General features: G+C 60.4%; 27 protein-coding genes. 15 read left to right on the forward strand and 12 right to left on the reverse strand.

What is annotated here, in order from left to right:
- Positions 1-252: 252 nt before the first annotated feature.
- Both HDE72_RS00465 and HDE72_RS00470 read left to right on the forward strand, forming a co-directional pair.
- Entirely contained in the window at positions 253-1,512 is a 1,260-nt protein-coding gene (locus HDE72_RS00465; protein ID WP_183736671.1) for a histidine kinase, read from the forward strand.
- Positions 1,505-2,293, forward strand: coding sequence for a LytR/AlgR family response regulator transcription factor (locus HDE72_RS00470; protein ID WP_221291121.1), 789 nt, complete (start codon positions 1,505-1,507; stop codon positions 2,291-2,293). Before HDE72_RS00465 ends, HDE72_RS00470 begins: the two co-directional genes overlap by 8 nt.
- Before the next feature lie 6 nt (positions 2,294-2,299).
- Here HDE72_RS00470 and HDE72_RS00475 read toward each other — a convergent pair whose 3' ends face one another.
- From HDE72_RS00475 to HDE72_RS00505, 7 genes are all read right to left on the reverse strand, one after another.
- Entirely contained in the window at positions 2,300-3,343 is a 1,044-nt protein-coding gene (locus HDE72_RS00475) for a histone deacetylase family protein (protein WP_183736673.1), read from the reverse strand.
- 26 nt (positions 3,344-3,369) lie between these two features.
- Positions 3,370-4,968: a glutamate--cysteine ligase gene (gshA, locus tag HDE72_RS00480; protein WP_183736675.1), complete on the reverse strand. Its 1,599-nt coding sequence runs from the start codon at positions 4,966-4,968 to the stop codon at positions 3,370-3,372.
- A 211-nt stretch (positions 4,969-5,179) separates the two neighbouring features.
- Positions 5,180-6,010, reverse strand: coding sequence for a peptide chain release factor N(5)-glutamine methyltransferase (gene prmC, locus HDE72_RS00485; RefSeq protein ID WP_183736677.1), 831 nt, complete (start codon positions 6,008-6,010; stop codon positions 5,180-5,182).
- A 24-nt stretch (positions 6,011-6,034) separates the two neighbouring features.
- Complete coding sequence (locus HDE72_RS00490; protein WP_183736679.1) at positions 6,035-6,505, reverse strand: disulfide bond formation protein B; 471 nt, start codon at positions 6,503-6,505, stop codon at positions 6,035-6,037.
- Positions 6,506-6,636: 131 nt separating this feature from the next.
- Positions 6,637-7,713 (reverse strand): peptide chain release factor 1, encoded by a 1,077-nt coding sequence (prfA, locus tag HDE72_RS00495; RefSeq protein ID WP_183736681.1) that lies wholly within the window; start codon positions 7,711-7,713, stop codon positions 6,637-6,639.
- A 92-nt stretch (positions 7,714-7,805) separates the two neighbouring features.
- Positions 7,806-9,080 carry a glutamyl-tRNA reductase gene (gene hemA / locus HDE72_RS00500; protein WP_183736683.1) on the reverse strand — a complete coding sequence of 425 codons (1,275 nt, stop codon included), beginning with the start codon at positions 9,078-9,080 and terminating at the stop codon, positions 7,806-7,808.
- Between the two features lie 82 nt (positions 9,081-9,162).
- On the reverse strand, positions 9,163-9,873 hold the full coding sequence (locus HDE72_RS00505) for a response regulator transcription factor (protein ID WP_183736684.1): 711 nt from the start codon (positions 9,871-9,873) through the stop codon (positions 9,163-9,165).
- A 168-nt stretch (positions 9,874-10,041) separates the two neighbouring features.
- On the opposite strand from HDE72_RS00505, the gene HDE72_RS00510 reads away from it, so the two are divergent.
- Positions 10,042-10,545 carry a hypothetical protein gene (locus HDE72_RS00510; RefSeq protein WP_183736686.1) on the forward strand — a complete coding sequence of 168 codons (504 nt, stop codon included), beginning with the start codon at positions 10,042-10,044 and terminating at the stop codon, positions 10,543-10,545.
- Between the two features lie 28 nt (positions 10,546-10,573).
- Here the strand turns inward: HDE72_RS00510 and minE are convergent, their stop codons facing one another.
- Genes minE through minC form a run of 3 tightly spaced genes read right to left on the reverse strand, consistent with a single transcriptional unit; the run spans position 10,574 to position 12,419 of the window.
- Positions 10,574-10,825, reverse strand: coding sequence for a cell division topological specificity factor MinE (minE, locus tag HDE72_RS00515; RefSeq protein WP_183736688.1), 252 nt, complete (start codon positions 10,823-10,825; stop codon positions 10,574-10,576).
- A 1-nt stretch (position 10,826) separates the two neighbouring features.
- Entirely contained in the window at positions 10,827-11,642 is an 816-nt protein-coding gene (gene minD, locus HDE72_RS00520) for a septum site-determining protein MinD (RefSeq protein ID WP_010393629.1), read from the reverse strand.
- Between the two features lie 39 nt (positions 11,643-11,681).
- Positions 11,682-12,419, reverse strand: coding sequence for a septum site-determining protein MinC (gene minC, locus HDE72_RS00525; protein ID WP_183736690.1), 738 nt, complete (start codon positions 12,417-12,419; stop codon positions 11,682-11,684).
- A 332-nt stretch (positions 12,420-12,751) separates the two neighbouring features.
- On the opposite strand from minC, the gene HDE72_RS00530 reads away from it, so the two are divergent.
- From HDE72_RS00530 to HDE72_RS00560, 7 genes are all read left to right on the forward strand, one after another.
- Positions 12,752-13,156, forward strand: coding sequence for a toxin-antitoxin system TumE family protein (locus tag HDE72_RS00530; RefSeq protein WP_260176338.1), 405 nt, complete (start codon positions 12,752-12,754; stop codon positions 13,154-13,156).
- Between the two features lie 5 nt (positions 13,157-13,161).
- On the forward strand, positions 13,162-13,503 hold the full coding sequence (locus tag HDE72_RS00535) for an HVO_A0114 family putative DNA-binding protein (RefSeq protein WP_183736692.1): 342 nt from the start codon (positions 13,162-13,164) through the stop codon (positions 13,501-13,503).
- 225 nt (positions 13,504-13,728) lie between these two features.
- Positions 13,729-14,637 carry a LysR family transcriptional regulator gene (locus HDE72_RS00540; protein ID WP_183736694.1) on the forward strand — a complete coding sequence of 303 codons (909 nt, stop codon included), beginning with the start codon at positions 13,729-13,731 and terminating at the stop codon, positions 14,635-14,637.
- Between the two features lie 129 nt (positions 14,638-14,766).
- Complete coding sequence (gene phaP / locus HDE72_RS00545) at positions 14,767-15,225, forward strand: TIGR01841 family phasin (RefSeq protein ID WP_183736696.1); 459 nt, start codon at positions 14,767-14,769, stop codon at positions 15,223-15,225.
- Between the two features lie 220 nt (positions 15,226-15,445).
- Positions 15,446-16,624 carry an acetyl-CoA C-acetyltransferase gene (locus HDE72_RS00550; protein WP_183736698.1) on the forward strand — a complete coding sequence of 393 codons (1,179 nt, stop codon included), beginning with the start codon at positions 15,446-15,448 and terminating at the stop codon, positions 16,622-16,624.
- 70 nt (positions 16,625-16,694) lie between these two features.
- Positions 16,695-17,435 (forward strand): acetoacetyl-CoA reductase, encoded by a 741-nt coding sequence (phbB, locus tag HDE72_RS00555; RefSeq protein ID WP_183736700.1) that lies wholly within the window; start codon positions 16,695-16,697, stop codon positions 17,433-17,435.
- A 136-nt stretch (positions 17,436-17,571) separates the two neighbouring features.
- Positions 17,572-18,801 carry a tetratricopeptide repeat protein gene (locus tag HDE72_RS00560; protein ID WP_183736702.1) on the forward strand — a complete coding sequence of 410 codons (1,230 nt, stop codon included), beginning with the start codon at positions 17,572-17,574 and terminating at the stop codon, positions 18,799-18,801.
- Positions 18,802-18,827: 26 nt separating this feature from the next.
- Here the strand turns inward: HDE72_RS00560 and HDE72_RS00565 are convergent, their stop codons facing one another.
- Positions 18,828-19,460, reverse strand: coding sequence for a LysE family translocator (locus HDE72_RS00565; RefSeq protein WP_260176339.1), 633 nt, complete (start codon positions 19,458-19,460; stop codon positions 18,828-18,830).
- A gap of 131 nt (positions 19,461-19,591) precedes the next feature.
- On the opposite strand from HDE72_RS00565, the gene HDE72_RS00570 reads away from it, so the two are divergent.
- The 4 genes from HDE72_RS00570 to HDE72_RS00585 all read left to right on the forward strand — a co-directional run bounded on the left by HDE72_RS00570 (position 19,592) and on the right by HDE72_RS00585 (position 22,161).
- Positions 19,592-20,074, forward strand: a complete 483-nt coding sequence (locus tag HDE72_RS00570) for an Lrp/AsnC family transcriptional regulator (RefSeq protein ID WP_183679614.1) — start codon at positions 19,592-19,594, stop codon at positions 20,072-20,074.
- Positions 20,075-20,139: 65 nt separating this feature from the next.
- Positions 20,140-21,096 (forward strand): prolyl aminopeptidase, encoded by a 957-nt coding sequence (pip, locus tag HDE72_RS00575; protein ID WP_183736704.1) that lies wholly within the window; start codon positions 20,140-20,142, stop codon positions 21,094-21,096.
- A 94-nt stretch (positions 21,097-21,190) separates the two neighbouring features.
- The gene (locus tag HDE72_RS00580; RefSeq protein WP_183736706.1) at positions 21,191-21,691 is read left to right on the forward strand and encodes a DUF2721 domain-containing protein; all 501 of its coding nucleotides are present in this window, start codon (positions 21,191-21,193) and stop codon (positions 21,689-21,691) included.
- 14 nt (positions 21,692-21,705) lie between these two features.
- Complete coding sequence (locus HDE72_RS00585; RefSeq protein ID WP_183736707.1) at positions 21,706-22,161, forward strand: hypothetical protein; 456 nt, start codon at positions 21,706-21,708, stop codon at positions 22,159-22,161.
- Between the two features lie 19 nt (positions 22,162-22,180).
- On the opposite strand, the gene HDE72_RS00590 is transcribed toward HDE72_RS00585, so the two are convergent.
- Positions 22,181-22,726: an SRPBCC family protein gene (locus HDE72_RS00590; protein WP_311735182.1), complete on the reverse strand. Its 546-nt coding sequence runs from the start codon at positions 22,724-22,726 to the stop codon at positions 22,181-22,183.
- Between the two features lie 199 nt (positions 22,727-22,925).
- On the opposite strand from HDE72_RS00590, the gene HDE72_RS00595 reads away from it, so the two are divergent.
- On the forward strand, positions 22,926-24,971 hold the full coding sequence (locus HDE72_RS00595) for an NADPH-dependent 2,4-dienoyl-CoA reductase (RefSeq protein ID WP_183736710.1): 2,046 nt from the start codon (positions 22,926-22,928) through the stop codon (positions 24,969-24,971).
- The last annotated feature ends 80 nt before the right edge of the window (positions 24,972-25,051 follow it).

Raw genomic sequence — 25,051 nt, forward strand, 5'->3', positions numbered from 1 at the left:
CGACTAAATAGTGTGCTACTTGTTGCGTGCCTAGGCACCCTTGGAGGCCCGTTTGAAACTGTCGCTGCGGCATCCATGTGCTCAATATATATCGCACACTATTTAATTGCAAGCGATTTTATTTTGAGTGCTTTAGCATTAATACTTTATTTCCTTGCCTTTGTCGCCATGACAGGCCTTCCGTCGCATAATGTCCACCGCCGCAAACGCTGCTGCTTATGCTAGGCGCACTACCATATCCAGGGAAAAATCATGACCAGCCTTTTCTTTATTCTGCGCCTGACCTTGGCGACGATGATCACTTACATCATCGTCTCGGCCATTCTGGTCGAAAATTATTTGCGCCATATCTTTTGGCATCCTGATGATTTTTTTGTCACCCTGGGCTTCTTGCTCGCGGCTATCGTCATCAGCAACGCCTTTTCGCATGTGCGGCGGGTGCGCCTGATTGCCAATGAAGTCAATGCCAGCACCCTGTCGAGCCGTCAGCGGCGCCAGATCGAGATTCCGTTCGAGGCCGGTGAAGCATTCGACATGATCGATGCGGCCATCCGCGAGCTGCCTGGCAGCGAAGTGGTGGAAAGTGCGCGCGACAGCCTGCAGGTACAAGCCCGCGTGCGCCGCGCCGCGCCGTACACGCACACCGGTTTGCCACGCATGCGCTTGCTGGCTTTCATGGAACCGCGGCCGAACCAGATCCTGGCCACCATCACGCCGAATGGCGAAGCGGGCAGCGTGACCCTGATTTGCGAGCCGGCACGCAATGCCTGGACCGACTGGTTTATGGTCGATCATGGCAGCAACCTGGAAAACGCCGAAGCGGTGACGCGCGCCATCACGCGCCGGGTGGCGCAGCGCCGTCGCGGTGAACAGGCCGAAGCACGCCAGACGGTGACGGAAAAGGAACTCACGGTCGCCAAGCTGAGTCTGCTGCATGCGCAAGTCGAGCCGCACTTCCTGTACAACACCCTGGCCAGCGCGCAGCTGCTCACGCGCAGCGATCCGGCCCTGGCCGATGAGATGCTGGGCAATCTGATTCTCTACCTGCGCCACTCCTTGCCGCGTACCGAGCAATCGATGTCCACCCTGGGCACGGAACTGGAACGCGCACGCGCTTACCTCGATATCCTGAAGATACGCATGGGGGCACGCCTGAACCTGCAGATCGAGGTGCCGGCCTATCTGCGCCAGGTGGAATTGCCGCCGATGATGTTGCAAACCCTGGTGGAAAACGCCATCAAGCATGGCCTGGAGCCGAAAAGCGGCGGCGGCACCATCTGGATCATGGCGCGCAGCGGCAATGGCACGGTGATCGTCACGGTGGCCGACGATGGCCAGGGTTTCAGGGACGATGGCACGGGCACCGGCATCGGTCTGCGCAATGTGCGCGAACGCCTGCGGCTGACCTATGGCGCGGCCGCCTCGTTTTCCATCCTGGCCAATTTCCCCGATGGCGTGACGGCCACCATCACGGTGCCTGACACGAACGCCCAAGGAGCGGCATATGGATAAGCATACGGCTGGTATGAGCTGCATCATCGCCGAAGATGAATTGCTGCTGCGCGACGCGCTGGTCGCCATGCTGGGCGAAGTATGGCCCGACTTGCGCATCCTGGCTGTGTGCGACGATGGCGGCACGGCGCTCGATGCCATCGCCACCTTGCAGCCCGACGTGGCCTTTCTCGATATCCGCATGCCTGGCTTGTCCGGCATGGAAGTGGCGGCTGGCGCGCTTGAAGCCAGTCCGGCGACCCAGGTGGTGTTCGTCACCGCCTACGACCAGTATGCGATCGAGGCCTTCGACAAGGGCGCCGTCGATTATCTGCTCAAACCGATCGCCCGTGAGCGCCTGCAGGCGACCATGGCGCGCGTGCAGGCCAGGGCCGCGCGGGGCGATGCGCCGGACGCCGCGCTGGCAGGTTTGCTGCAGCAACTGACGGGCGCTCTGCCTGCGGTGTCCAAGGAGCCGCCGCTGGTGTGGGTGACGGCCAGCAGCGGCAAGGATACGCGTTTGATCATGGTCGACGACATCGTCTATTTTCAGTCGGACACTAAGTACACGGCCGTGATTACAGCCGAAGGCGAGGCCTTGCTGCGCAAGCCGATACGCGAACTGCTCGATGTGCTCGACCCGGCTATTTTCAAACAGATACACCGCTCGACCATCGTCAACATGAAGATGGTGGCGTCGGTGACGCGCGATGAAATGGGACGTGGTCTGCTGCGCCTGAAAACGCGGCCGGAAACGCTGAGCGTGAGCCAGCCGTTCATGACCTTGTTCAGGAATATGTAGCGCGGCTTACTCCGCCGTCTCGAAGCCTTCGAGCACGTTGACGACGTTAATGCCCAGCTCTTTCACCGCATAACCGCCTTCGAGGATGAAGGCGGTGGGCAAGTCCAGAAAGGCCAGGCGTTCGCCCAGGCGCAGGAAGTCGCCGCTTTGCAGGGTGAAGTGCGACAGCGGGTCGCCCGCATAGGTGTCGACGCCCAGCGAGACCACCAGCGCATCGGGGCCATACATCTTGATGCGCAGACAGGCTGTTTCCAGCGCGGCAAACCAGTTGGCGGCGGAGGTGCCGGCCGGCAGTGGCAGGTTGAGGTTGTAGCCGGTGCCGGCGCCGCTGCCTGTTTCATCGGCGTGGCCCAGGTAAAACGGAAATTCGTTGCGCGGATCGGCGTGCAGCGAGACAAACAGCACGTCGTCGCGTGCATAAAAAATGCTCTGCGTGCCGTTGCCGTGGTGGTAATCGAGGTCGAGGATGGCGACCCGGCGCGCGCCGTCGTCCAGCAAATGCTGGGCTGCCAGTGCGGCGTTGTTGAGAAAACAGTAGCCGCCAAAGAAATCGCTGCCTGCATGGTGGCCGGGCGGCCGCGTCAGGGCAAAGGTGGCGCGTTCGCCCAGGCGCAGCGCGTGGGCGGCATTGACGGCGCAGTCGGCGCCCGTCTTGGCAGCCGTCCAGGTGCCGCTGGTGAGCGGCGTGCCATTGTCCATCGAATACAGGCCCAGTCTGGCGGCGAAATTGTCGGGCTCGATATCGCTGCGCAAGGTGCGCACGGGCCAGACGGAGGGCAGCGCATCCTTGCTGGCGTTGTCGGGGTCGAGCGCCAGCCAGTCCTGCCAGGCGTGGCGCAAAAAATGCAGGTAGCGCGGCGTGTGGATGCGTTCGAGCGAAGTCAGCGGTACGCCGTGCGGCGTGACGATGCGGCCCAGGTTGCGCCGCCCCAGCTCGGCCACCACCATGTCGGCCCGTTCCGGTTTCTCGAAACAGGGCACCAGCTCGCCGCGGAACATTTCAAAGCGGCCCCGATGCTGGCTGTGCAGTTCATTGTAGAAGGTCAGCATGGGGCGCCTGGTGGAGTATCAATGACTCAAGTGTGGGAACACAGGGTGCTGGCGCGGTAGGCGGCGACGAAATCGTCGAAGCTGCCGGCCGGCGCCGTTTCCAGCGCGCTTTGCTCGGCCAGCGAACTGGCCGCCAGCTGGTCGAAATAGACGCTTTGTTCAGCCGTGGGTGGATGCGTGCGGAAGAAGGCTGCGTGGCGTTCACTTTGCTGCAGGCCGAAGGCCGCAAACGAGCCGCCGTTGGCCCGCACTTCGGCCAATACTTTGGCCGACGGCGTGGCATCCGGATCGGCCAGTTTGCGTGCCTGCGCGGCCAGGCTGTCGGCATGCGCCTTGCCACCCTGGCGCGCGTCGAGCAGGGCCGCCACGGGCGCGATACGCGCCAGCAGTTCTTCGCCCCAGGCTTGCAGGCCGATTTCGACGCCGTCGCGGCGCAGGGTCAAGCCTGGCGTGCGGCCTTCCTTGACGGTGCGCGCAAAGTTATTCGTGTAGCAGGCGCTTTGCTCGGCCGTGATCGGGGCGCTCTCGTCGAGTGCGCAGAACAGCAAAAAGGCGTCGAGGAAGCGGCCCGTTTCCAGGCTGATGCCGACTGGCTCGAATGGGTCGACGTCCATGCAGCGCACTTCGATGTATTGCACGCCGCGCAGGCACAGCGCCTGGATCGGGCGTTCGCCCGTGCGGATCACGCGCTTGGGGCGGATGGTCGAATAGTATTCATTTTCGATCTGCAGCACGTTGGTGGAGAGCTGTATCCACTCGCCGTCTTTTTTCGTGCCCAGCGCCTGATACGGCGGGTAAGGATCATTGACGGCGTGCGTCAGCGCGCTGACGTAGTCTTCCAGGCTGTTTTCGTGCGGACGCAGACCGGACTGGGCATCGTTCTGGTAACCGAGATCGCTCATGCGCAAGCTGGTGGCGTAGGGCAGGAACAGGGTATCGTCTGATAAAGTTTCCAGCTTGTGCGGGCGCTCGCGCAGGAAGCCGGCGGACAAGGCTGGCGAGGCGCCGAACAGATACATCAGCAGCCAGCTATAGCGGCGGAAATTGCGTATCGTCGCCAGATAGCTTTCCGATTGGATATCTTTCGCCGTGGTGCCAGTGCTGGCGCTGGAGGTGGTGCCAGCATCGGCGGCCAGCAACTGCCACAGGCGCTCGTCGAGCGAGTAGTTGTAATGGATGCCGGCGATGCATTGCATGGCCTTGCCATAGCGCAACGCCAGGCCGCGCCGGTACACATGTTTCAGCATGCCCATGTTCGAGCTGCCATAGTTGGCGATCTCTATGTCGGCTTCGGCCGGCAACTGGCTGGGCATCGACTGGCTCCACAGCAATTCATTGCCGAGGCGGCCGTAGGCATAGCGGTGCACGGTGTCGAGCTTGTCCAGCGTGATGCCGATATCGCTTTCGGCCGGGGTAATGAATTCGAGCAGTGCTTCGGCGTAATCGGTAGTGATTTCGGGATGCGTCAGGGCCGAACCCAGGGCGGCCGGATGGGGCGTGGAAGCGAGATGGCCGGCGCTATCGACGCGCAGGGTTTCACGTTCGATGCCACGCAAGCCGCCCAGCAGCGCGCGGTTGGCATCTTCGGTCAGCAATGCCAGGCGGCGAGTCAACAGGTTGGGCAATTTGAGCTTCCTTTCTTGTGCAGCATATAAATAATTTGTGCTGAGATTAACCGAAAATTGGTAAATGCGTCGGCGGCGCTCCAAAAAACGCCGTACCGCTTTTATCTACCCTGTGACAGGGCAGCGTTTCGGTCAGGAATGGGATGATATTTTAACAAACTGCGGGGGGATGCAGCGCATTGCCTGGTCAAGCAATGCGCATGGCAAGACTTCAACCCAAGCGCGCGCCGCTGACTCTTTCGATGCCGGCCAGGTCGCGCCAGCTTTGCGCCTCGGCATAGCCGGCGTCGCTCAGTAGTTGTCGCACGGACTCAGCCTGGTCATAGCCATGTTCCATCAGCAGCCAGCCGCCGGCCGTCAGATGGCGGCTGGAGCCGGCGACGATGGTGCGCAGCGCCGACAGGCCGTCGGCGTGGTCGGTCAGCGCGCCGACCGGCTCGAAGCGCAAATCGCCTTCGGCCAGATGCTGGTCGCCGCTGGCGATGTAGGGTGGGTTCGAGACGATCAGCTCGTAGCGTTCCGTGCCCAGCGCTTCAAACCAGTCGCTGGCCATGAAGGTGATATTGACGCCGTTGGCGCTGGCATTGCGGCGCGCCACGGCCAGCGCTGCACTGCTGACGTCGAGCGCGGTGACGACAGCGTCTGGCCGGTTGTGCGCCAGCGCCACGGCGATCGCGCCGCTGCCGGTGCCCATGTCGAGCAATCGGCCCTGGGCCGGCAAGCGGTCCAGCGCCAGTTCCACCAGTAACTCCGTATCGGGACGCGGTATCAGCACGGCCTCGCTCACTTCGAAGGGCAAGCCAAAGAATTCGCGCTGCCCGACGATGTAGGCGATCGGTTCACCGCGCAGGCGGCGTTCCAGCAAGGCGCTCAAACGCTGCACTTCTTCGTCAGTGAGTACTCGCTCTGACTGCGTGATCAAGCCCACGCGCGACAGGCCCAGCGCGTGGCTGAGCAGGATGCGGTTGTCGAGCGCATCGAGCTGCGGACGGATTTGCAGGGCGCCGACAGTGCTGCCGGCGGGAATCAGGGTTTCTGGCATTGAAATAAGTTGCTTACTGGTTGATTACTTTTGGCGGCGGAACAACATCCACAGCAGGGCGAGGGTAAAGATGCCGAAGCCGAGGAAGGACCATTGCGGGATCGACAAGCCGAAGAATGGCGCCGTGGCATCTTCGCACAGGCCGTCGGCGCGGAAGATGAAGGGCAGATAGGTGGCCGGGTAGATTTTATTCAACATCGTTTCCATCGGATCGATGCCGCAGGAAAAGCCGGGATGGGCCAGCACATACAGATGCTTGCCTGCCACGGCCAGGCCACCCAGCGCCGCCAGCAAGCCGACTCCCGCACCGATTTTTGGCCGCTGCGAGAACGCGCCATACAGGCAGGCGATGGCGATGGCCAGGAACAGATAGCGCTGAATCACGCACAGCGGGCAGGGCAGCATATCCATCACATGCTGCAGATACATGGCCACGCCCAGCATGACAAAGCAGAGGGCGGCGATAAACAGGAGTGCTGGGCGCGAACTTTTCATGGATGTTCCGGTGAAGTGAATGGAGATTTTAGCTAGGCATTCTCGCATATCGGCGAATTTTGATTGCTTAGCCGCTACTTAAACTTGGGGTCGGACCCTTCGGGTCTGACCCCAGCCTTTGCCCGGGGTGATCAATCGCCCAAAGCAGCGAGGAGTTCGGCTTGATGCTCAGCCGCCAGCGCATTGGTCAGTTCCGTCAAATCGCCATCCATGATGAAGTCGAGTTTGTACAAGGTCAGGTTGATGCGGTGGTCGGTCATGCGGCCTTGCGGGTAGTTGTATGTACGGATGCGCTCGCTGCGGTCGCCCGAGCCGATCAGGCTCTTGCGGGTGGCCGCTTCCTTCGATTGCTGTTCGCGCAGCTGCACGTCCTTGATGCGGGCGGCCAGCACTTTCATGGCTTGCGCCTTGTTCTTGTGCTGGCTGCGGTCATCCTGGCATTCCACCACGATACCGGTTGGCAAATGGGTGATACGTACGGCCGAGTCGGTCTTGTTGATGTGCTGGCCGCCGGCGCCCGAGGCGCGATAGGTGTCGATGCGCAAGTCGGCCGGGTTGATGTTGACGTCTTCCACCTCGTCCGCTTCCGGCATCACGGCCACGGTGCAAGCCGAAGTGTGGATGCGGCCCTGGGTTTCGGTGGCGGGCACGCGCTGCACGCGGTGGCCGCCCGATTCGAATTTCAGCTTGGAATAAGCGCCATTGCCCACCAGGCGCACGATCACTTCGCGGTAGCCGCCCAGGTCCGAGTCGGAAGCGGAGACCAGCTCCACCTGCCAGCGATTGCGTTCGGCAAAGCGCGTGTACATGCGCAGCAGGTCGCCGGCGAACAGGGCCGATTCATCGCCACCCGTGCCGGCGCGGATTTCCAGGAAGATATTGCGCTCGTCATTCGCGTCTTTCGGCAGCAGCATGGTCTGCAGCTCGCGTTCCAGCTGGACCATGGTGACTTTGCCCGCTTCGATTTCTTCCTGCGCGAAATCCTTCATGTCCGGGTCACCCAGCATCTCTTGCGCGGTGGCGATGTCGTTGCCCGCTTCCTGATAGCGGTGGTACAGCGCCACCAGCGGCCCCAGTTCGGCATGTTCGCGCGTCATCTTGCGGTAGCTGTCCATATTCGACGTGGCGTCCGGGTGCATCAACAGTTCGTCGAGCTCAACCAGTCGATTCGACAGTTGATCGAGCTTGTCCAGCATGGATTGTTTCATAGTAGTCGCGTCTAGTAAGGTGTAAGGAGGGCGGCACGCCGGAGGCGGTGCGCAAATCGGGGCATGGCTGCGCGGGCAGCCACGGGGCGGCGCTAACGGCGGGGGCGGAACAGTTTGGGCAGCAATGCAGCCAGTTGCTGGCGCTCATCGCCTTGCGCGCGGTGCAGCGCTTGCTGCGGGCCGTGCAGGAACTTGGCCGTCAAGCCTTTCGACAGCGCTTCGAGGACCGCGTCGATGTCGGCGCCCTTGGCCAGCATCTTGCGGGCACGCTCGACTTCCATCAGGCGCAAGGATTCGCTGCTTTCATGCAAATCCTGGATCACCGGCACCATGGCCCGGTCATCGACCCAGCTCATGAACGATTGCACACGCGTCTCGATAATGGCTTCGGCTTGCGCCACGGCTGCCTGGCGGCTTTCCAGGCCCGTTTGCACGACCTTGCCCAGGTCATCGACCGTGTACAAAAACACATCGTTCAGGCGGCCCACTTCCGCTTCGATATCGCGCGGCACGGCCAGGTCGACCATGAACATGGGCTTGTGGCGGCGTGCCTTGATGGCGCGTTCCACCAGGCCCAGGCCCAGCAGCGGCAGCGACGAGGCGGTGCAGGAAATGACGATGTCGAACTGGTGCAGCCGCTCGGGCAGGTCGGCCAGGCGGATGGCGGTACCGTTGAAACGGTGGGCCAGCGCCTCGCCCCGTTCCATGGTGCGGTTGGCGATCGTGATGCTGCGCGGGTTTTGCGCCGCAAAATGGGTGGCGCACAGCTCGATCATTTCGCCAGCGCCGATGAACAGTACATTCTGCTCGGCAATCTTGTCGAAAATACGTTGCGACAGGCGCACGGCGGCGGCCGCCATCGACACGCTGTGCGCGCCGATTTCGGTGGTGCTGCGCACTTCCTTGGCCACTGAAAAGCTGCGCTGGAACAATTGGTGCAGATAAGTGCCCAGGCCACCGGCTTCATCGGCGGTGCGGATGGCGTCCTTGATCTGGCCCAGGATCTGTGTTTCGCCCAGCACCATCGAATCGAGGCCGGAAGCGACGCGGAAGGTGTGGCGCACGGCATCGTGCTGCGGCAGCATGTACAGGTGCGGGCGCAGCTCGCTGTAGCTGAGCTTGTGATAATCGGCCAGGAAATGGGCGCCTGCATCGAGCGGATTCGGTACATGGCTGGCCGCATACAGCTCGGTGCGGTTACAAGTCGACAGTATTGCTGCCTCGTCATTGTCGCGCGCATCGATGCGCTGGAACCATGAGCGCGCAGCCATCACCGCCTGACCCAGATGCTCAGGCGCAAACGCCAGCTGTTCGCGGAGCGACACTGGGGCGGTGGTGTGATTGAGGCCGACGGCTAACAGTTGCATTTCGGGCGATATGAATTCGTTATGCCGACATTATAGCGCTTTGTGCCCGATCTTTGAGCAGTCCGCCCGTTTTGGGGCTGGCCTATACTCTGGCGCCGGCGTCATGACCGCCCAGTTTTTCCAGCCGATAACCATAACTGTAGACGGGCACCAGGCGGTAGCCATGCTCGGGCCTGAGCTGCAGCTTGTTGCGCACCCGCGAGACATGGGTATCCATGGTGCGCGAGGGCAAGGCTGTTTCCCGTTGCCACACCGATTCATGGATGTAGGCGCGCGACAAGGGGCGTCCCAGATTGCGGAAGAACAGCAGGGCCAGGGCGAATTCCTTGTGCGTCACGTCGAGCACTTCGCCATCCTTCAGCAGGCGTCCTGGCCGCGTTTCAAAGGTATATGCGCCGAATTGCAAGTGTTCGGCGCCGGTCTGGGCCGGGTAAGCCACCCGTAACAGGGCCTGGGTGCGCAGCGCCAGTTCGCTGCGCCGCAGCGGCTTGACCATATAGTCATCGGCGCCGGCCGTCATGCCTTCGACGATATCGTCTTCGCCCGAGCTGTTGGTCATGAACAACACGGGCGCCTTGGGCGCCAGTTTTTCGCGGGCGCGGCGCACCACCTCGCCGCCCTCCATATCGTGCACTTGCCAGTCGAGGATCAGCATGTCGCAGCTGTCCTTGCGCAATTGCCCCAGCAGTTCCTTGCCACTCCGAAATTCGTGGCAAGCATGACCGGCGGCAGTGAGCACCTGACAGATCAGTTCTGCCTGACTATGGTCGCTATCGAGTACGGCAATTCGCATAATGGACTGGAGTGTGTAGCAACAAACAGACGGTCTGCTCTGCTTATCGTAATGTTAAGGAATGCTCCTGTGAAATATAACAGAGATTGCAACTGTGTCCAGTGAATTCGGCGTAATACACGTTTCAGTTACACTTGGACATGTTCCCTTCCAAATGGAGTAGCCGTAATGGTCGAGCAGACTAGCCCTGATTGGACCCTGATACCGGGTAGTAGTGCGGAAATCGAGCAGGTGCGCGAGCGTTGCCGCAGCCTGGTGCGGCGCCGCGCCGTGATGTCGGCTGGCGCCTCGGCGATCCCGATTCCCGGTATCGATCTGATGTCCGACGTGGGCCTGCTATCGATGCTGATCAATGATATCAACCATGAATTCGGTCTGACGCCGGAACAGATCGAGCGTTTGAACCCGCAGTTCAAGCTGATGGCCTACCGCGCAGCGGTGGGCATGGGCGGCATGCTGGTGGGGAAATTGGTGACGCGTGAATTGCTGGTGCATCTGCTCAAGCGCAGCGGTGTAAAAATAGCTACCAAGCAAGTGGCGCGTTTCGTGCCGTTTGCCGGCCAGGCAGTGGCGGCGGCGCTCGGCTATGCCGTGTTTCGCCAGATCGGCTATCAGCACGTCAACGCCTGCGCCGCGGTGGCGCAGGAATTGACGGCGGTCAGGCCGCGTTAGCGTATTGCCATGGTAGTCACCCGGCGCATCAGGCGTCGGGCAGCACCACGTTGACGTCCAGCACTTCCAGGTTGCCCTGGCGGTCCAGCGAGATCTTGATGTCGTCGGCGTTGACCTTGGTGTATTTCGAGATGACTTCGATCAATTCCTTGTGCAAGGCTGGCAGGAAGTCTGGTCCATCGCGTCCGTTGCGTTCGCGGGCGATGATGATTTGCAGACGTTCCTTGGCCGCGACCGCCGTCTTTAGCTTGGGTGGAAACAGGAAAGAGAGCAATGCCATATCACTTGGCCCCAAAAATGCGCTGGAGTAGCCCAGGCTTTTCATAATTGGTAAAGCGCAATTCGACTTCTTCGCCGAGGAAGCGCGATACCACGTCTTCGTAGGCTTGCGCCACGTCGGTACCCTTGAAATGGATGGCCGGATTGCCCTGGTTCGAGGCCGCCAGCACTTGCTCCGATTCCGGAATGATGCCCACCAGCGGGATGCGCAGGATTTCCTGCACGTCCTGGTAGGACAGCATTTCATCCGATTCCACGCGTTTCGGCGAGTAGCGGGTGATCAGCAAATGTTCCTTGACCGGCTCGCCGCCCGTCTGCGCGCGGCGCGACTTGGCTTGCAAGATGCCCAGGATGCGGTCCGAATCGCGTACCGACGACACTTCCGGGTTGGTCACGATAATGGCTTCATCGGCAAACGTCAGCGCCATCAGCGCGCCATGCTCGATACCGGCCGGCGAATCGCAGATGATGAATTCGAAGCCCATGTTGATCAGGTCGTTCAACACGCGTTCCACGCCTTCTTCCGACAAGGCGTCCTTGTCGCGCGTTTGCGAGGCGGGCAGGATGAACAGGTTGTCGCAGTGCTTGTCCTTGATCAGCGCCTGGTTCAAGGTCGCTTCCTTGTTGATCACATTGATCAGGTCATAGACGACGCGGCGTTCGCAACCCATGATCAGGTCGAGGTTACGCAGGCCCACGTCGAAGTCGAGCACGGCTGTCTTGTGGCCGCGCATGGCCAGGCCAGTGGAAAAACTGGCGCTTGAGGTCGTCTTGCCGACACCGCCCTTGCCGGACGTCACAACAATAATTCTTGCCACAAATAGTCCTTTTTAGATATCTCTTGAATGGAGCAGCTGTTAAGAGCGGTTCACGGGGGTCACCGGATTGACAGAGTGTATATCGATTCTGTCTCCAGCCAAACGAATTTGCACGGGGCCGCGTGTCATCTCGGCCGGGAAGCCGTCCTCGAAGGTGCGGTACACACCCGCGATCGACACCAGTTCCGGTTCCATTGCCAGCGCAAAGATGCGCGCCTGCGGGTTGCCCGAGGCGCCCGCCAGTGCGCGGCCATACAGGGTGGAATACACGTGAATGCTGCCGTCGGCGATGATTTCAGCGCCATTATTGACGACCGCGGTAATGATCAGGTCGCAGCCGCGCGCATAAATGCGCTGGCCGGCGCGCACCGGCGTATCGATCACCATCACTTGCGCTTCGGCGCCCGTCTGGGCGGCGATGGTGGGGCCATCCTTGGGCGGCGCATCTTCGCGCGTCTTGCCGCTGTCCAGGCTCAAGCCTTGCGCCAGTATCGCTGCATGCAATTCCGGCGCTGCATTGCGCACGGCAACGGCGTTCAAACGGTATTTTTTCAGCAAGGCCACCAACGCCGCCCAGTCGATAGGCGTCTTGACGGTGGGCAAGTCGGCCACGTCCAGCACGGCCAGGTCGTCTTCGAAAAAGTCGGCCACGCCGCCCGTCATGTCGTGCAAGGCACTGTCGAGTGCCCGGATATCGGCGCTATGCAGGATGGCAGAGACAGCGACGACGGTGGAAATCTTGATTTCGATGGGCTTCTGCGACGAACTTTTTGGCATAAACAGTTATAAAAGAAGGGCTTGCTAAAGAGCGCCTGCCGCAGACACGCATCGCGCCTGCCGCCAGCCGGGTATCGTGCCTGCTGTCAAACCCTTGAAAGCAGCGGATTTTCTGCATTTTACTTGAAAAAAATCGGAAAAAGGGGCGCTGTCAACAGGAACCGGCATACCTGCCTGAAAAAAGGGCGCAAGCCGCATGTCAGCCTGATGGGAAGGCGGCAGGCCTGTGCCAACGCAAGCCTGGAGGCCAGGGGATATGCGATATGTATTTCTTCATTTTCAACGGGCAGATGACGCTAGCTGCTCAATAAATATGCAAGGAATATCAAATCATGATAGCATTGACTATGCCTGAAAATAAGTCGCCCCAAGCAGATACCGGCCTTGCGTATCTACTAGGGCTGGATGGAGAAATCCAGGTGCAGAATCAGGATGGGTATTTTATTAAGTTTGAGGTGCATCAAGTGAAGGCGACGCCAGACCGGCCGCACGGAATCAAGTACAGCCTGAGCTTGCATGACCCTCAGGGCCAGCGCCTGATCGGTTTTGATAATGCGCATGCGGGAGTCAAGCCGGCGGGGTCCAGCTTCAAACATGCGGGTATGCACTATCCATTCGACCATTACCACCGGCATGCGCAAGATGAGGGCGTGGCTTATATGTTTGAGACTGCGTACACGCTATTGCGTGATTTTTATACCGAAGTTGATCGCGTACTCACCGAGGTAGCCGTATGAAACACATGAAAATTGGCATCAAAACAGTGGCAGAGCAGCGGCAACGGGCGCTGGAAATTGCTGCTGGCACACTGCAGCCTGCACCGGATGATCCCAAGATATGGTTTCCGTCAGCGGCGGCCATGGCCCGCGTGATGTCGGATGAAAACCTGGCCTTGCTGAAAATTATCCGCGAACAGCAGCCGGCCTCCGTGTCTGCCCTGGCGAAAGCGGCAGGCAAGCACGCACCCAATGTATCGCGCTCGCTTGTTGCACTAGAGCAGTTTGGCCTGGTGCGGCTGGTACAAAAAGGCCGCACTAAAAAACCTGAAGCGACGGCCGATGCAGTGCTGGTTTCTTTTGCCTGAGATGTCAGCGGTATACATGCCAGAAGGGGACGCCTGCATGCTTGCCGGCGTCCCTTTTTATGGTCTTCCCCTCAGTGGGGCAAGAAGTGGGGGTGGAAATTCATGATGTCATCGAGATTTAATCTGGATACGCTAGAGTGTGCGGCAATCTGATTTATAATCAAAAAGAAATATTTTTCCGAATAACGTGAAAATAATTCACGTACAAACTCACACTTTCTCTCCATGTTAGAAATCCGTCACCTGCGCACCCTGAGTGCCTTGCGTTCCTCGGGCAGTCTGGTGCGCGCCGCGCAGCTGCTCAATCTGACCCAGTCGGCGCTGTCGCACCAGATCCGTTTATTGGAAGAGCGCTATAACGCGCCTTTGTTCGAACGCAAGTCGATGCCGATCGCCTTTACGGCTACCGGCAGCCGTTTGCTGGAATTGGCCGACAAGCTCTTGCCCGAGATCGAACTGGCCGAGCGCGATGTGGCGCGGCTGTCGCAGGGCGACAAGGGGCAATTGCGCGTGGTTCTCGAATGCCACACCTGTTTTGACTGGCTGATGCCGGTGATGGACGCGTTCCGCCAGCGCTGGCCGGAAGTGGAAATCGACCTGGTGTCCGGTTTCCATAGTGAACCAGCGGAATTGCTGCGTTCGGGCGAGGCTGATCTGGTGATCGGTTCGCCGTACGGCCCCGATTTCAGCGTGTTTCCGCTGTTCCGTTTTGAAATCCTGGTGGTGATGGCGCAGAAACACCGCTTGCAGGCGCAACGCCGGCTGGCTGCAAACGATTTCGAAGGTGAGACGTTGATTACCTATCCGGTGCCGGAAGAGCGCATCGACCTGATCCGCGAAGTACTGCGGCCCGCTAATATCCACTTTGAGCGCCGTACGGCCGAGCTCACGGTGGCCGTGCTGCAATTGGTCGCCAGCCGTCGCGGCATCGCCGCCTTGCCGAACTGGGCCATCAAAAACTATGTCGATTACGATTATGTGGTGGCGCGTCCGGTGGGCGATCACGGCTTGTGGAGCGACCTGTTTGTGTCGGTGCCCGATGCGCTGAAAGACAAGGCTTATGTGCGCGATTTTGTCAGTGTGATACGGGAACAATGCGCCGCTCGGCTGGACGGTATCAAGTTATTGTCTTGATTGCTGGCTTCTGGAAACAAATGAACAAAAAAAGCTTGAGCTACATCAAGGTTTGTTAATGAACGTCCGCTTAAAGTTGAGTACTGTGCGGTGCAACAAAGTGCCGCCATTTACCCGAGGAGAAAGAAGATGGTGTCATTTTCCGAGCAAGTGTCGCGTGCCAGCCTGGCTGTCTACGAAGCCCAGTTGATCAGTGCCCAGGCTTTCGTCGAGGCTGCCATCTCCAGTGGCGCCAGAGTCATCGATTTGAACCTCGATGCCGCCCGTACGACGCTGGCGGCCGCGACGGTTGTGAACAATCAGCTGCTGTCCGCCAAAGACCCGCAAGAGTTGTTGCAATTGTCGCGCGCGCAATCAAAATTGGCCATAGACCGCATCGGTTCGTATGGTCGCCAGGCAAAGGATGTTGCCCACGAAACCCATGAGAATTTCTCGACTGTGACAAAGGGTGAGTTTGCTGCGGCGCGTCAAAAATTTGGTGAACTCTTGCAGGTCGTAAAAGAAGTCCCGTTACCCCTCGTTATTCCCTTCAATAATTTTCTAAAAAGCCCTTTCAGCAAGCCAGATGAAGGGTATGATAAAAAATAAAACAGGCACGCTGGAAACTAAAACGGCGCCGTTTTCGGCCCGGTTGCGGCTATCCGCCGCGCCCGGTTGTGCGCCCATCACCGACGGCAGCCGAGCTTGCCAGTCACGACGGTGTGGCGTTGGAGTGTGGCCCAGGCCACGAGCAATAAAACACAGCTTGCTGTGTCTTCCCGGATTGATCAACACCTTGGCCATCGTGGCCAGCATATCGGAGAAATAAATGGATGATGTCGTAATCGTGGCCGCCGGCCGTACCGCAGTCGGCAAATTCGGTGGCAGTCTGGCCAAGATTCCTGCGTCCGAATTGGGCGCGCATGTAATCAAGGGCTTGCTGGCACAGACCGGCATCGACCCCAACCTGATCGGCGAAGCGATCCTGGGCCAGGTATTGACGGCCGCTGTCGGCCAGAACGCCGCGCGCCAGGCAGTCATCAAGGCTGGCTTGCCGAGCAGCATCCCTGCGTTCACCATCAACAAGGTGTGCGGCAGCGGTCTGAAAGCAACCCATCTGGCGGCGCAAGCGATCAAGTGCGGCGACGCTAACATCATCATCGCCGGCGGCCAGGAAAACATGAGCGCCGCACCGCACGCGATGAACGGTTCGCGCGACGGCTTCCGCATGGGCGATTTCAAGATGGTCGACACCATGATCGTCGATGGCCTGTGGGACGTGTACAACCAGTACCACATGGGCATCACGGCGGAAAACGTCGCCAAGAAATATGAAATCACGCGCGCCGAGCAAGACGAATTCGCGTTGCAGTCGCAACTGAAAGCGGAAGCGGCGCAAAAAGCGGGCAAGTTCAAGGATGAAATCCTGCCGCTGGAAATCGCCAATAAAAAAGGCACCGTGGTGTTCGACAGCGATGAATACATCAAGCCTGGTTCCAGCCTCGATTCCCTGACGGGCCTGCGCCCGGCGTTCGCGAAAGATGGCACGGTCACGGCCGGCAATGCGTCGGGCCTGAACGATGGCGCCGCCGCCGTCATCATGATGTCCGCCTCGCAAGCCAAGGAACTGGGCCTGAAGCCGCTGGCGCGCATCAAGGCTTACGCCTCGTCGGGCCTCGATCCCGCCATCATGGGCATGGGCCCTGTTTCGGCTTCGCGTCTGTGCCTGAAAAAAGCCGGCTGGACGCATGAAGAGCTGGACTTGATGGAAATCAACGAAGCGTTTGCCGCACAAGCGATCGCCGTCAACAAGGAAATGGGCTGGGATACCAGCAAGATCAACGTGAACGGCGGCGCGATCGCCATCGGCCACCCGATCGGCGCATCGGGGGCGCGCATCCTGGTCACCCTGATCCACGAAATGATACGCCGCGACGCCAAGAAAGGCCTGGCAGCACTGTGCATCGGCGGCGGCATGGGCGTCGCCCTGGCCATCGAACGCGATTAATTCGCTGACCGATGGTTTCGCGTGATTGAGTGACACATTTTTAGCAATAAAACGATATTGAGGTGATGAAATGGCAAGAGTTGCATTGGTAACTGGTGGCATGGGTGGTTTGGGCGAAGCCGTGTGCTTCAAATTGGCGGCACTGGGCTATCGCGTGGTCACCACCTATTCCCCTGGCAATCCCAAGGTCGCGGATTGGCTGGCGACCACCAAGGACATGGGTTATGACTTCAAGGCATTTCCTTGCGACGTGGCCGACTACGATTCGGCTGCCGCTTGCGTGGCAGCGGTGGAAAAAGAAATCGGCCCGGTGGACGTGCTGGTCAACAACGCAGGCATCACGCGCGACATGACTTTCAAGAAGATGGACAAACCGAACTGGGACGCCGTGATGGGCACCAACCTCGATTCCGTCTTCAACATGACCAAGCCGGTGTGCGATGGCATGGTGGAACGCGGCTGGGGCCGCATCATCAACATCTCGTCCGTGAATGGTCAGAAGGGTGCTTTCGGCCAGACCAACTATTCGGCGGCCAAGGCCGGCATGCACGGCTTCACCAAGTCGCTGGCGCTGGAAGTGGCGCGCAAGAACGTGACCGTCAACACCATTTCGCCAGGCTACATCGGCACCAAGATGGTGATGGCGATTCCACAGGAAGTGCTGGACAGCAAAATCATCCCGCAAATTCCGATGGCACGCCTGGGCAAACCGGAAGAAGTGGCCGGCCTGGTCGCTTACCTGGCGTCCGATGAAGCAGCGTTCGTGACCGGCGCCAACATCTCGATCAATGGCGGCCAGCACATGTCGTAAGCGTTGCTAGTTGTTGGTATAAAACAAGAAGACAGCTTAGGCTGTCTTTTTTTATGCGCGGATGCCGTGGGAAAGCAAGAAAGTGGGCAAGCGCGGGCTTGGGCTTAAAATCGGTGTTTCGCTTTTTTCATCTTTCATGATTGCTGCTTCCTCCCTGCGCCGCGCCAGCCTGGCTGCGGTCCTTTTCCTGGCTGCCACCGCCGCGCAGGCAGCTATCGTTTTGCAGATCACGGTGAGCAGCGAGCGCCTGAACCCTGCGGATGCGCCGGTGGCGCAGACGGCGGTGCTGGGCAAGCGTTACCTGAGCGTGCGTGACGGCAAGCGCATGACGGTGGTCGATTTTGCCGCGCGCCAGCGTTACAGCATCGACACGGCAAGCGCCACCTATGAGCAGGAATCGCTGTTTGCGGTGGTGGCTGAGCGTGCCGCCAGCATGCGCCAGCGTAAGGATGTTGCTGTGCTGACACCGCAGCAAGGCGATCAGGCTGTCATCTGGTCGCTGGCCGGCCAGCCGCTGCTGAAAATAGGCCTTGCCCGCCAGCCTGTCAGTGATGACGACGCCAGGGCCTTTGCCCAGTTCCTGCGCTATACCTGGCATGTCCATCCGCTGGTGCTGGACATGCTGGCAGGCGGCAGGCAGATTCCCCATGAGTTTGCGTTGTATCAGCGCGATGCAGCGGGCAGTATCGTGCGCCATTTCCATATCCACTCCTTCACGGCGGATGTGCCAGAGACCGATCCGCTGTCTGGCTACCGGCCGCTTGCGCTATCGGCCAGTGCGCCGCTGCTTGAGCGCTTGCTGGAGCAGGCCACGCGGCTGCAAGCCCTGGGGCCGGAGACCCATGCCACGATGCGGGCCCAGGCGGATCAGGTATTTGCTGCGCAGCACACATTCGAAGCTTTCTTGATGATGCTGGAAGATAATTTGTCCACCGGTGCGCTGGTCGAGCACCTGTCGCGCGAGCAGTTATTGGCCATGCAAGCGTCCGAACCGATACAGCAGTTGCTGCGCGCGCTGTCGGCCAAAGATCTGGAAATCATCGAGGAGGGGCTGGCGAGCGTGCAAGCGCTGCGGGCCCAGCTTGGGCCAGAGCAGCCTATGCTGGCGTTTTTCGAAGCTGGTTTGCGCGGCAAACTGGGGCAGTGGCCCGAGGCGCAGGTCCTGTATCTGCAGGTGCTGCAGGTCAAACCGCATCTGGCGGCGGCCTACAAGGAGCTGGGCGACGCGCTATATGCGCAAGGTCATATGCCCGATGCCTGGCGCAGCTGGGATGCCGGCCGGGCGCTGGCGCCCACGCACCGCGTTTTCAAGAGCGTTGATGCGCTGGAAAAAAGTTTGCTGAAACAATACCCCGCCTTCTTTTGAGCAGGCGGACGAGTTTGCCTATCCTTTTAGCCCATCACCAGCCGGCCCGCCAATAAAACAAACACGGTTGGCAGCACGAACTTGCCGTACGGCGAAGGTTTGCCGCGCAGGCGGCGCGCCAGACGGGCGGCCAGCACGGCATAGATGGCGTCGAACAGCAGTCCCATCAGCACCAGGGTAGCGCCCAGGCGCAGGTATTGCATGCCCATGCTGGCGCTGGCGACATTGACATTAACGAATTGCGGCAGAAACATGCTGCAAAACAACAACGCCTTCGGATTGAGCAGATTGGTCAGAAAACCGCGCACCAGGCTGGCGCGGGCGCCTTGCTCCGTGGCCGGTGCCGCTGCTTCGCTGTCTGGATTGCTCTTCGACAGAGCCGATTGCAGCAGGCGCGCCGCCAGGTAAAACAGATAGGCCGCGCCGGCCCATTTGACCCATTGCAAGGCTTGCGGATGGGCTACCATCAGGGTCGCCAGGCCGGCGCCTGACAAGGTCACGTGCACGGCGCGCGCGCCGGCGATGCCTACCGCCGTCACCAGCGCCGTGCCTACGCCGCGCGCCGCACCCGTTGCCAGCACCAGCGCCATATCGGGGCCAGGCAATAAAAAGGCGCCGGCCAGTGCCAGCAGGTACATCAGGAAGGTAGAATCGGACATGGCGCGTTTTGGCGGAAGAGGGTGTGCAGTGCTGCGCATTATGTTCTTGCGTGATTGAAATGTGCTTGCTATTTCTTCTCGGTATGCCCTAGTATTGAGGTAGATTCCACCCGTAAAAAAACAATAATTAGATGAAAATTTCAGATGTTAGCCTCGACGCCACAGATTTGCAGATACTCAGGCTGCTGCAGGAAGAAGGCCGGCTGTCCAACGCGCGCCTGGCCGAGCGCCTGAAGCTCAGCGAAACGCCCGTCTGGCGCCGCTTGCGCCGCCTGGAAGAAGAAGGTTTTATTACCGGCTATCAGGCGCTGCTTAACCGCAAGAAACTCGGTATTGGCCTGGTCGCCTTCGTGCGGGTGGTGTTTGCCAACCACGGCAACGAGCAACCGTCCCAGTTCGAGCAAGCCATCCTCTCGATCCCGGAAATCCTGTCCTGCCACAATGTGGCGGGCGAAGCCGATTATTTCCTGCAAGTGGTGGCGCGCGACCTGGAAACCTATGGCGAATTCGTCTCGACGGTGCTGCGCCGCCTGCCCGGCGTGGCGGAAATCCAGTCCAGCCTCTCGATGCGCGAAATCAAATCCTCGAACCGCCTGCCCTTGCCGCTGGCCTGAGTGCGCCGGCGCGCACTATAATTGGGCATAGTTGCTGACTCCCTGACCGCTTTCCGAGGACCGCCATGCCCGATACTTTGTCGCCTTTGTTTCCCGCCCTGTCACCCAACCGGCATGGCATGCTGGCGGTCGATGCGGTGCACACCATTTATTGGGAAGAGTGCGGCAACCCGGATGGCATCCCCGTGCTGTTCCTGCATGGCGGCCCGGGCGCCGGCCTGTCGCCGCAGCACCGCCGCTTCTTTGACCCGCAGCGTTACCGCGTAATCCTGTTCGACCAGCGCGGCGCCGGCAAGTCGACGCCGCTGGGCGAGTGGCGCAATAACACCACCCAGTTGCTGATCAACGATATTGAACAGTTGCGGGCCCAGTTCGGCATTAGCCAGTGGCTGGTGTTTGGCGGTTCCTGGGGTTCTACTTTGGCCCTGGCGTATGGCCAGACGCATCCTGAAGCGTGCCTGGGTTTCGTGCTGCGTGGTATTTTCCTGTGCACTCAGGCAGAAATCGACTGGTTTATCGAAGGCGTGCGCTGGTTTTATCCGGAATTGTACGAAGAATTTGCCGCCTTGATTCCGGCCGCCGAGCGCAGCGATCTGCTGGCTGCCTATGTGAAACGCATCCTCAGCAGCGACCCGGAAGTGTACTGGCCGGCCGCGCGCGCCTGGAGCCGTTTCGAAGGGCGCCGCGTGTATCTGATGCCGCAGCCGGAAGATACGCCCAACGATGCGCTGGACCTGGGTGTAGGCCGACTGGAATCGCATTACATGGCCAACCTGGGTTTCCTGGAAGAAGATCAATTGATACGCGACCTGGGCCGCATTGCGCATTTGCCGGCCGTCATCGTGCAGGGGCGTTATGACGCCATCTGCCCGCCGCTGTCGGCTTATCGTCTGCACCAGGCCTGGCCCGGCGCGCAGCTGGAAATCATTCCCGATGCGGGCCATGGCGCGCTGGAACACGGCATCGCCTCGGCATTGGTGCGGGCCACCGAACGTTTTGTGCCGGGACGTGGCTTCGCCTGACGCGATAATGAGCGGCTAAGCTTGTCAGCCTGCTACACTATCGCAATGCCCGCGTCAGGAGCGGGCGCCAGCGTGAACTGACAATTGATTACCCATGAATATACAGATCGGCGATATCGGCCATACCATCCAGCTGGCGATTGCGCCGGTATTCCTGTTGACTGGTATCGGCACCATGCTGGTCGTGCTGACGAACCGCCTGGGCCGCATCATCGACCGCTCGCGCGTGCTGGAAGACCGGCTCGATATCGGCTACAACGATCTCTATATGTTGGAGCTCGATACTCTGTACAAGCGCACCCATCTGATCAATTATTCGATTTCGCTGAGTACGGCCTGCGGTTTCTTTGTCTGCATCATTATCGCCATGCTGTTTCTGGGCGATATATTGAACCTGACCCTGGACAAGTATATCGCCGTGTTTTTCGTGCTGGCCGTGCTATGCCTGATCGGCTGTTTCACTTATTTGCTGCGCGAGATTTACCTCTCCGCTACCGCCCAGATTTTCCGGCGCCATGTGCGCCCGCCAGGCGCGCGGCAGGGCGCGCCAGTTTTACCGCCTGACAAGACCACCCACAAGCACCTCCAAGAGTAGAGATTGAGTCCAGTATGCAAGATTACAAACGCCCACCCACCCTGCACCGTTACGGCCAGCGCAGCGAACTTGAACTGGCCTTGAGCCTGGGCCAGTTCCGTTTGACGCCTGCAGGCAATTGTTTGACCCTCAGTTTTTCGCAAGTGTGGGACAAGAAACTGTTCGACCTGTTCTCGCCCGCCGACAGCTGTTTGATCATTCACAACACCGAAGAATTCGGCGAACGCCTGCACCGCGCCGTGCAGCGTACCTTGCCCAGCTGGGCCGGTATCGATGGCCTGGTGGAATATGGTCAGCGCGCCGCCCTGGGCGCCGTGTTTACCAAGACGCGCGCCGAGGCCGTGGAGCAGGAATGGTTGTTCGCCTGGCGCTCGATGCAGCCGCAAGCGAGCCTGAACCCCGTCACGGTCAAACTGGGCAACCTGGAAAACTTCGCTGAAATCCGCGACCGCGACACGTATTTAGCGTAAATGCTGGCCTAAGTCCGGTTCAGCGCACCTGCGGGCTGTCGATGCGCGCCAGCACGGCGTTCATCATGCGCTCGACATCGCTGCGTATCATGGTCGGGCCCAGCATGCCGGGCACATAGAAGCCCGGCATCAGCCGGCTGTTGAAGACGATGCGCGTGCCGCCCGTCTCGGGGATGGGATACAGGTTCCAGCTCGCTTCATAGTGGCGCATGTCGCCGGAAATGAGGTCGATGCTGATCGCCGAGAGCGGCGTTTCCGTGGCCCGCACCACCAGATGGATGGCGTGGTTCATGAACAGGAAGCGCGCCACGCCCTGTTGCTCGATGATCACTTCATTGCCGTTGCGCGACAGCACGCGGCAGGAACTCATGTCGGGCACGAACTCACTCATGCGCTCATAAGTGGTCAAGGTCTTCCAGACCGAGGCGGGCGGCGCTTGCACGGTGCCGCTGGCGTCCACTTCATACATGCGCTGTCCATCGACTTCGATGCGTCTGACATCGACTTTCAGCTTGGGCGTTTCCAAACGGGGCGCTTGCGCCAGTGCCGGTGTGGAACTGGTCACGGCGCACAGTAGCAGTAGGCAAAGAAAGAATCGCGTCATGGCGGCTAGCCTACGGTAAAGTTGCGTCGGGCACAAGATGCGCGTGCCATCGAGCGAGCGCTAGCGCACATTTAGAATTGCCGGTCTAGAGAAAAGCACTGCAGGCAGGGGCAATGCTTGCTACCGTACAGTCTGTATATTTCCTTTAAGACATCAGACCATGACTTCCTACCCCCATTTGCTCGCTCCTCTCGACCTGGGTTTTACTACCTTGCGCAACCGCGTCATCATGGGATCCATGCACACGGGCCTGGAAGACCGCTTCTACCATTATGGCAAGCTGGCCGCGTTTTACCGCGAGCGGGCGCGCGGCGGCGTGGGGCTGATCGTCACCGGTGGCATTTCGCCGAACCGGCAAGGCTGGCTGCTGCCGTTTGGCGGCACCTTGAATTTCCTTGGCGACGTGCCGAACCACCGCAAGGTGACGCGCGCCGTGCATGAAGAGGGCGGCAAGATCCTGATGCAGATCCTGCATGCGGGCCGCTATGGTTATCAGCCGTTCGTGGTTTCCGCTTCGGCCAGGAAATCGCCGATTTCTCCATTCCGTCCCCGTCCGCTCAGCGAGCGGGGTATCGAACGGACGATCTGCGATTATGTGCGCTGTGCGCGCCTGGCGCGTAAAGCCGGCTACGACGGTATCGAGGTGATGGGCAGCGAAGGTTATCTGCTGAACCAGTTCCTGTGCGCCCGCACCAACTTGCGCACCGACCGCTGGGGCGGCAGCATCGAAAACCGCATGCGTTTGCCGGTGGAGATCGTGCTCCGCATCCGCGCCGCCGTCGGCCCCGACTTCATCATCATGTACCGCCATTCCCTGCTGGATCTGGTCGAAGGCGCCAATACCTGGGCCGACGTGGTGACGGTGGCCAAGGCGCTGGAGCAGGCCGGTGTGACCATCCTCAACACCGGTTACGGCTGGCATGAAGCGCGCGTGCCCACCATCGTCACCTCGGTGCCGCGCGCCGCCTTTGCCAGCGTGGCAGGCCGCTTGCGCCGTGAAGTGAGCATCCCGGTCGTCGCCTCGAACCGCATCAATATGCCGCACGAAGCGAACGCCATCCTGGAGCGCGGCGACTGCGATCTGGTGTCGATGGCGCGCCCTTTTTTGGCCGACCCGTATTTCGTGGCCAAGGCGGCCTCCGGGCGCAGCGATGAAATCAATACCTGCATCGGCTGTAACCAGGCTTGCCTCGACCACACTTTCGCCAACCAGCGCGCCAGCTGCCTGGTCAACCCGCGCGCCTGCCATGAAACCACATTGCTGTACGCAAGGAAAGCCGTGGCCCGCAAGGTGGCCGTGGTGGGCGCCGGGCCGGCCGGCTTGTCGGCCGCCACGGTGGCGGCCGAATGCGGCCATCAGGTGACCTTGTTTGAAGGCAGCGGCAGTGTCGGCGGCCAGTTCAAGGTGGCCATGCAGATACCGGGCAAGGAAGAATTCGCGGAAACCATCCGTTATTTTGCGCGCCGCCTGGACTTGTTGAAAGTCGATGTGCGCCTGGGCCAGCGGATCACGCGTGAACAATTGCTGGCGGGCGGCTACGACGACGTGATCGTCGCCACCGGCATCAAGGTGCGCCTGCCAGCCATCCCCGGTATCGATCACCCGAAAGTTTTGTCCTATCTGGACGTGCTGCAAGCCAAGGCAGCCGTGGGCAAGCGCGTGGCCATCATCGGCGCGGGCGGCATCGGTTTTGACGTGGGTGAATACCTGCTGCACGACCCGTCCCAGCCGCTGCCGCAATCGGTCGCCACCTGGGCGGGCGAGTGGGGCGTGGACTTGCAAGCGCAGAGCGGCGGCGGCCTGGTGCCGGCCGTGGTGGCCGAACCAGTGCGGCAACTGTTTTTGTTGCAGCGCAAGACGTCCAAGGTGGGAGCCGGCCTGGGCAAGACCTCGGGCTGGGTGCACCGGGCGGCGCTGGCGCGCAATGGCGTGGCCATGCTGGCAGGGGTGCAGTACGACAAGATCGACGAACAGGGCTTGCACATCACGGTGGGTGGCAAACAGCGCTTGCTGGCGGTCGATAACGTGGTCATTTGCGCAGGGCAGGACAGCCAGGCGGAACTGATGCCGGAAACGGGCAAGGATGGCAAGCCGCTGGCTGCGGGCGGCCCGCGTTTCCATAAAATCGGCGGCGCCGCGCTGGCGGCGGAACTCGATGCCAAGCGGGCGATACGGGAAGGGGCGGAACTGGCTGCTAGTCTATAGCTGGCTTTTAATACCCCCCAGGTCAAAGGCTGGGGTCAAACCCCGGGGCGGGATGCGCCTTAGTATGAGGCGTCCCGGGC

Source organism: Janthinobacterium saanense (assembly GCF_014200675.1).
In the GTDB taxonomy this organism is placed as follows: Bacteria; Pseudomonadota; Gammaproteobacteria; order Burkholderiales; family Burkholderiaceae_D; genus Janthinobacterium.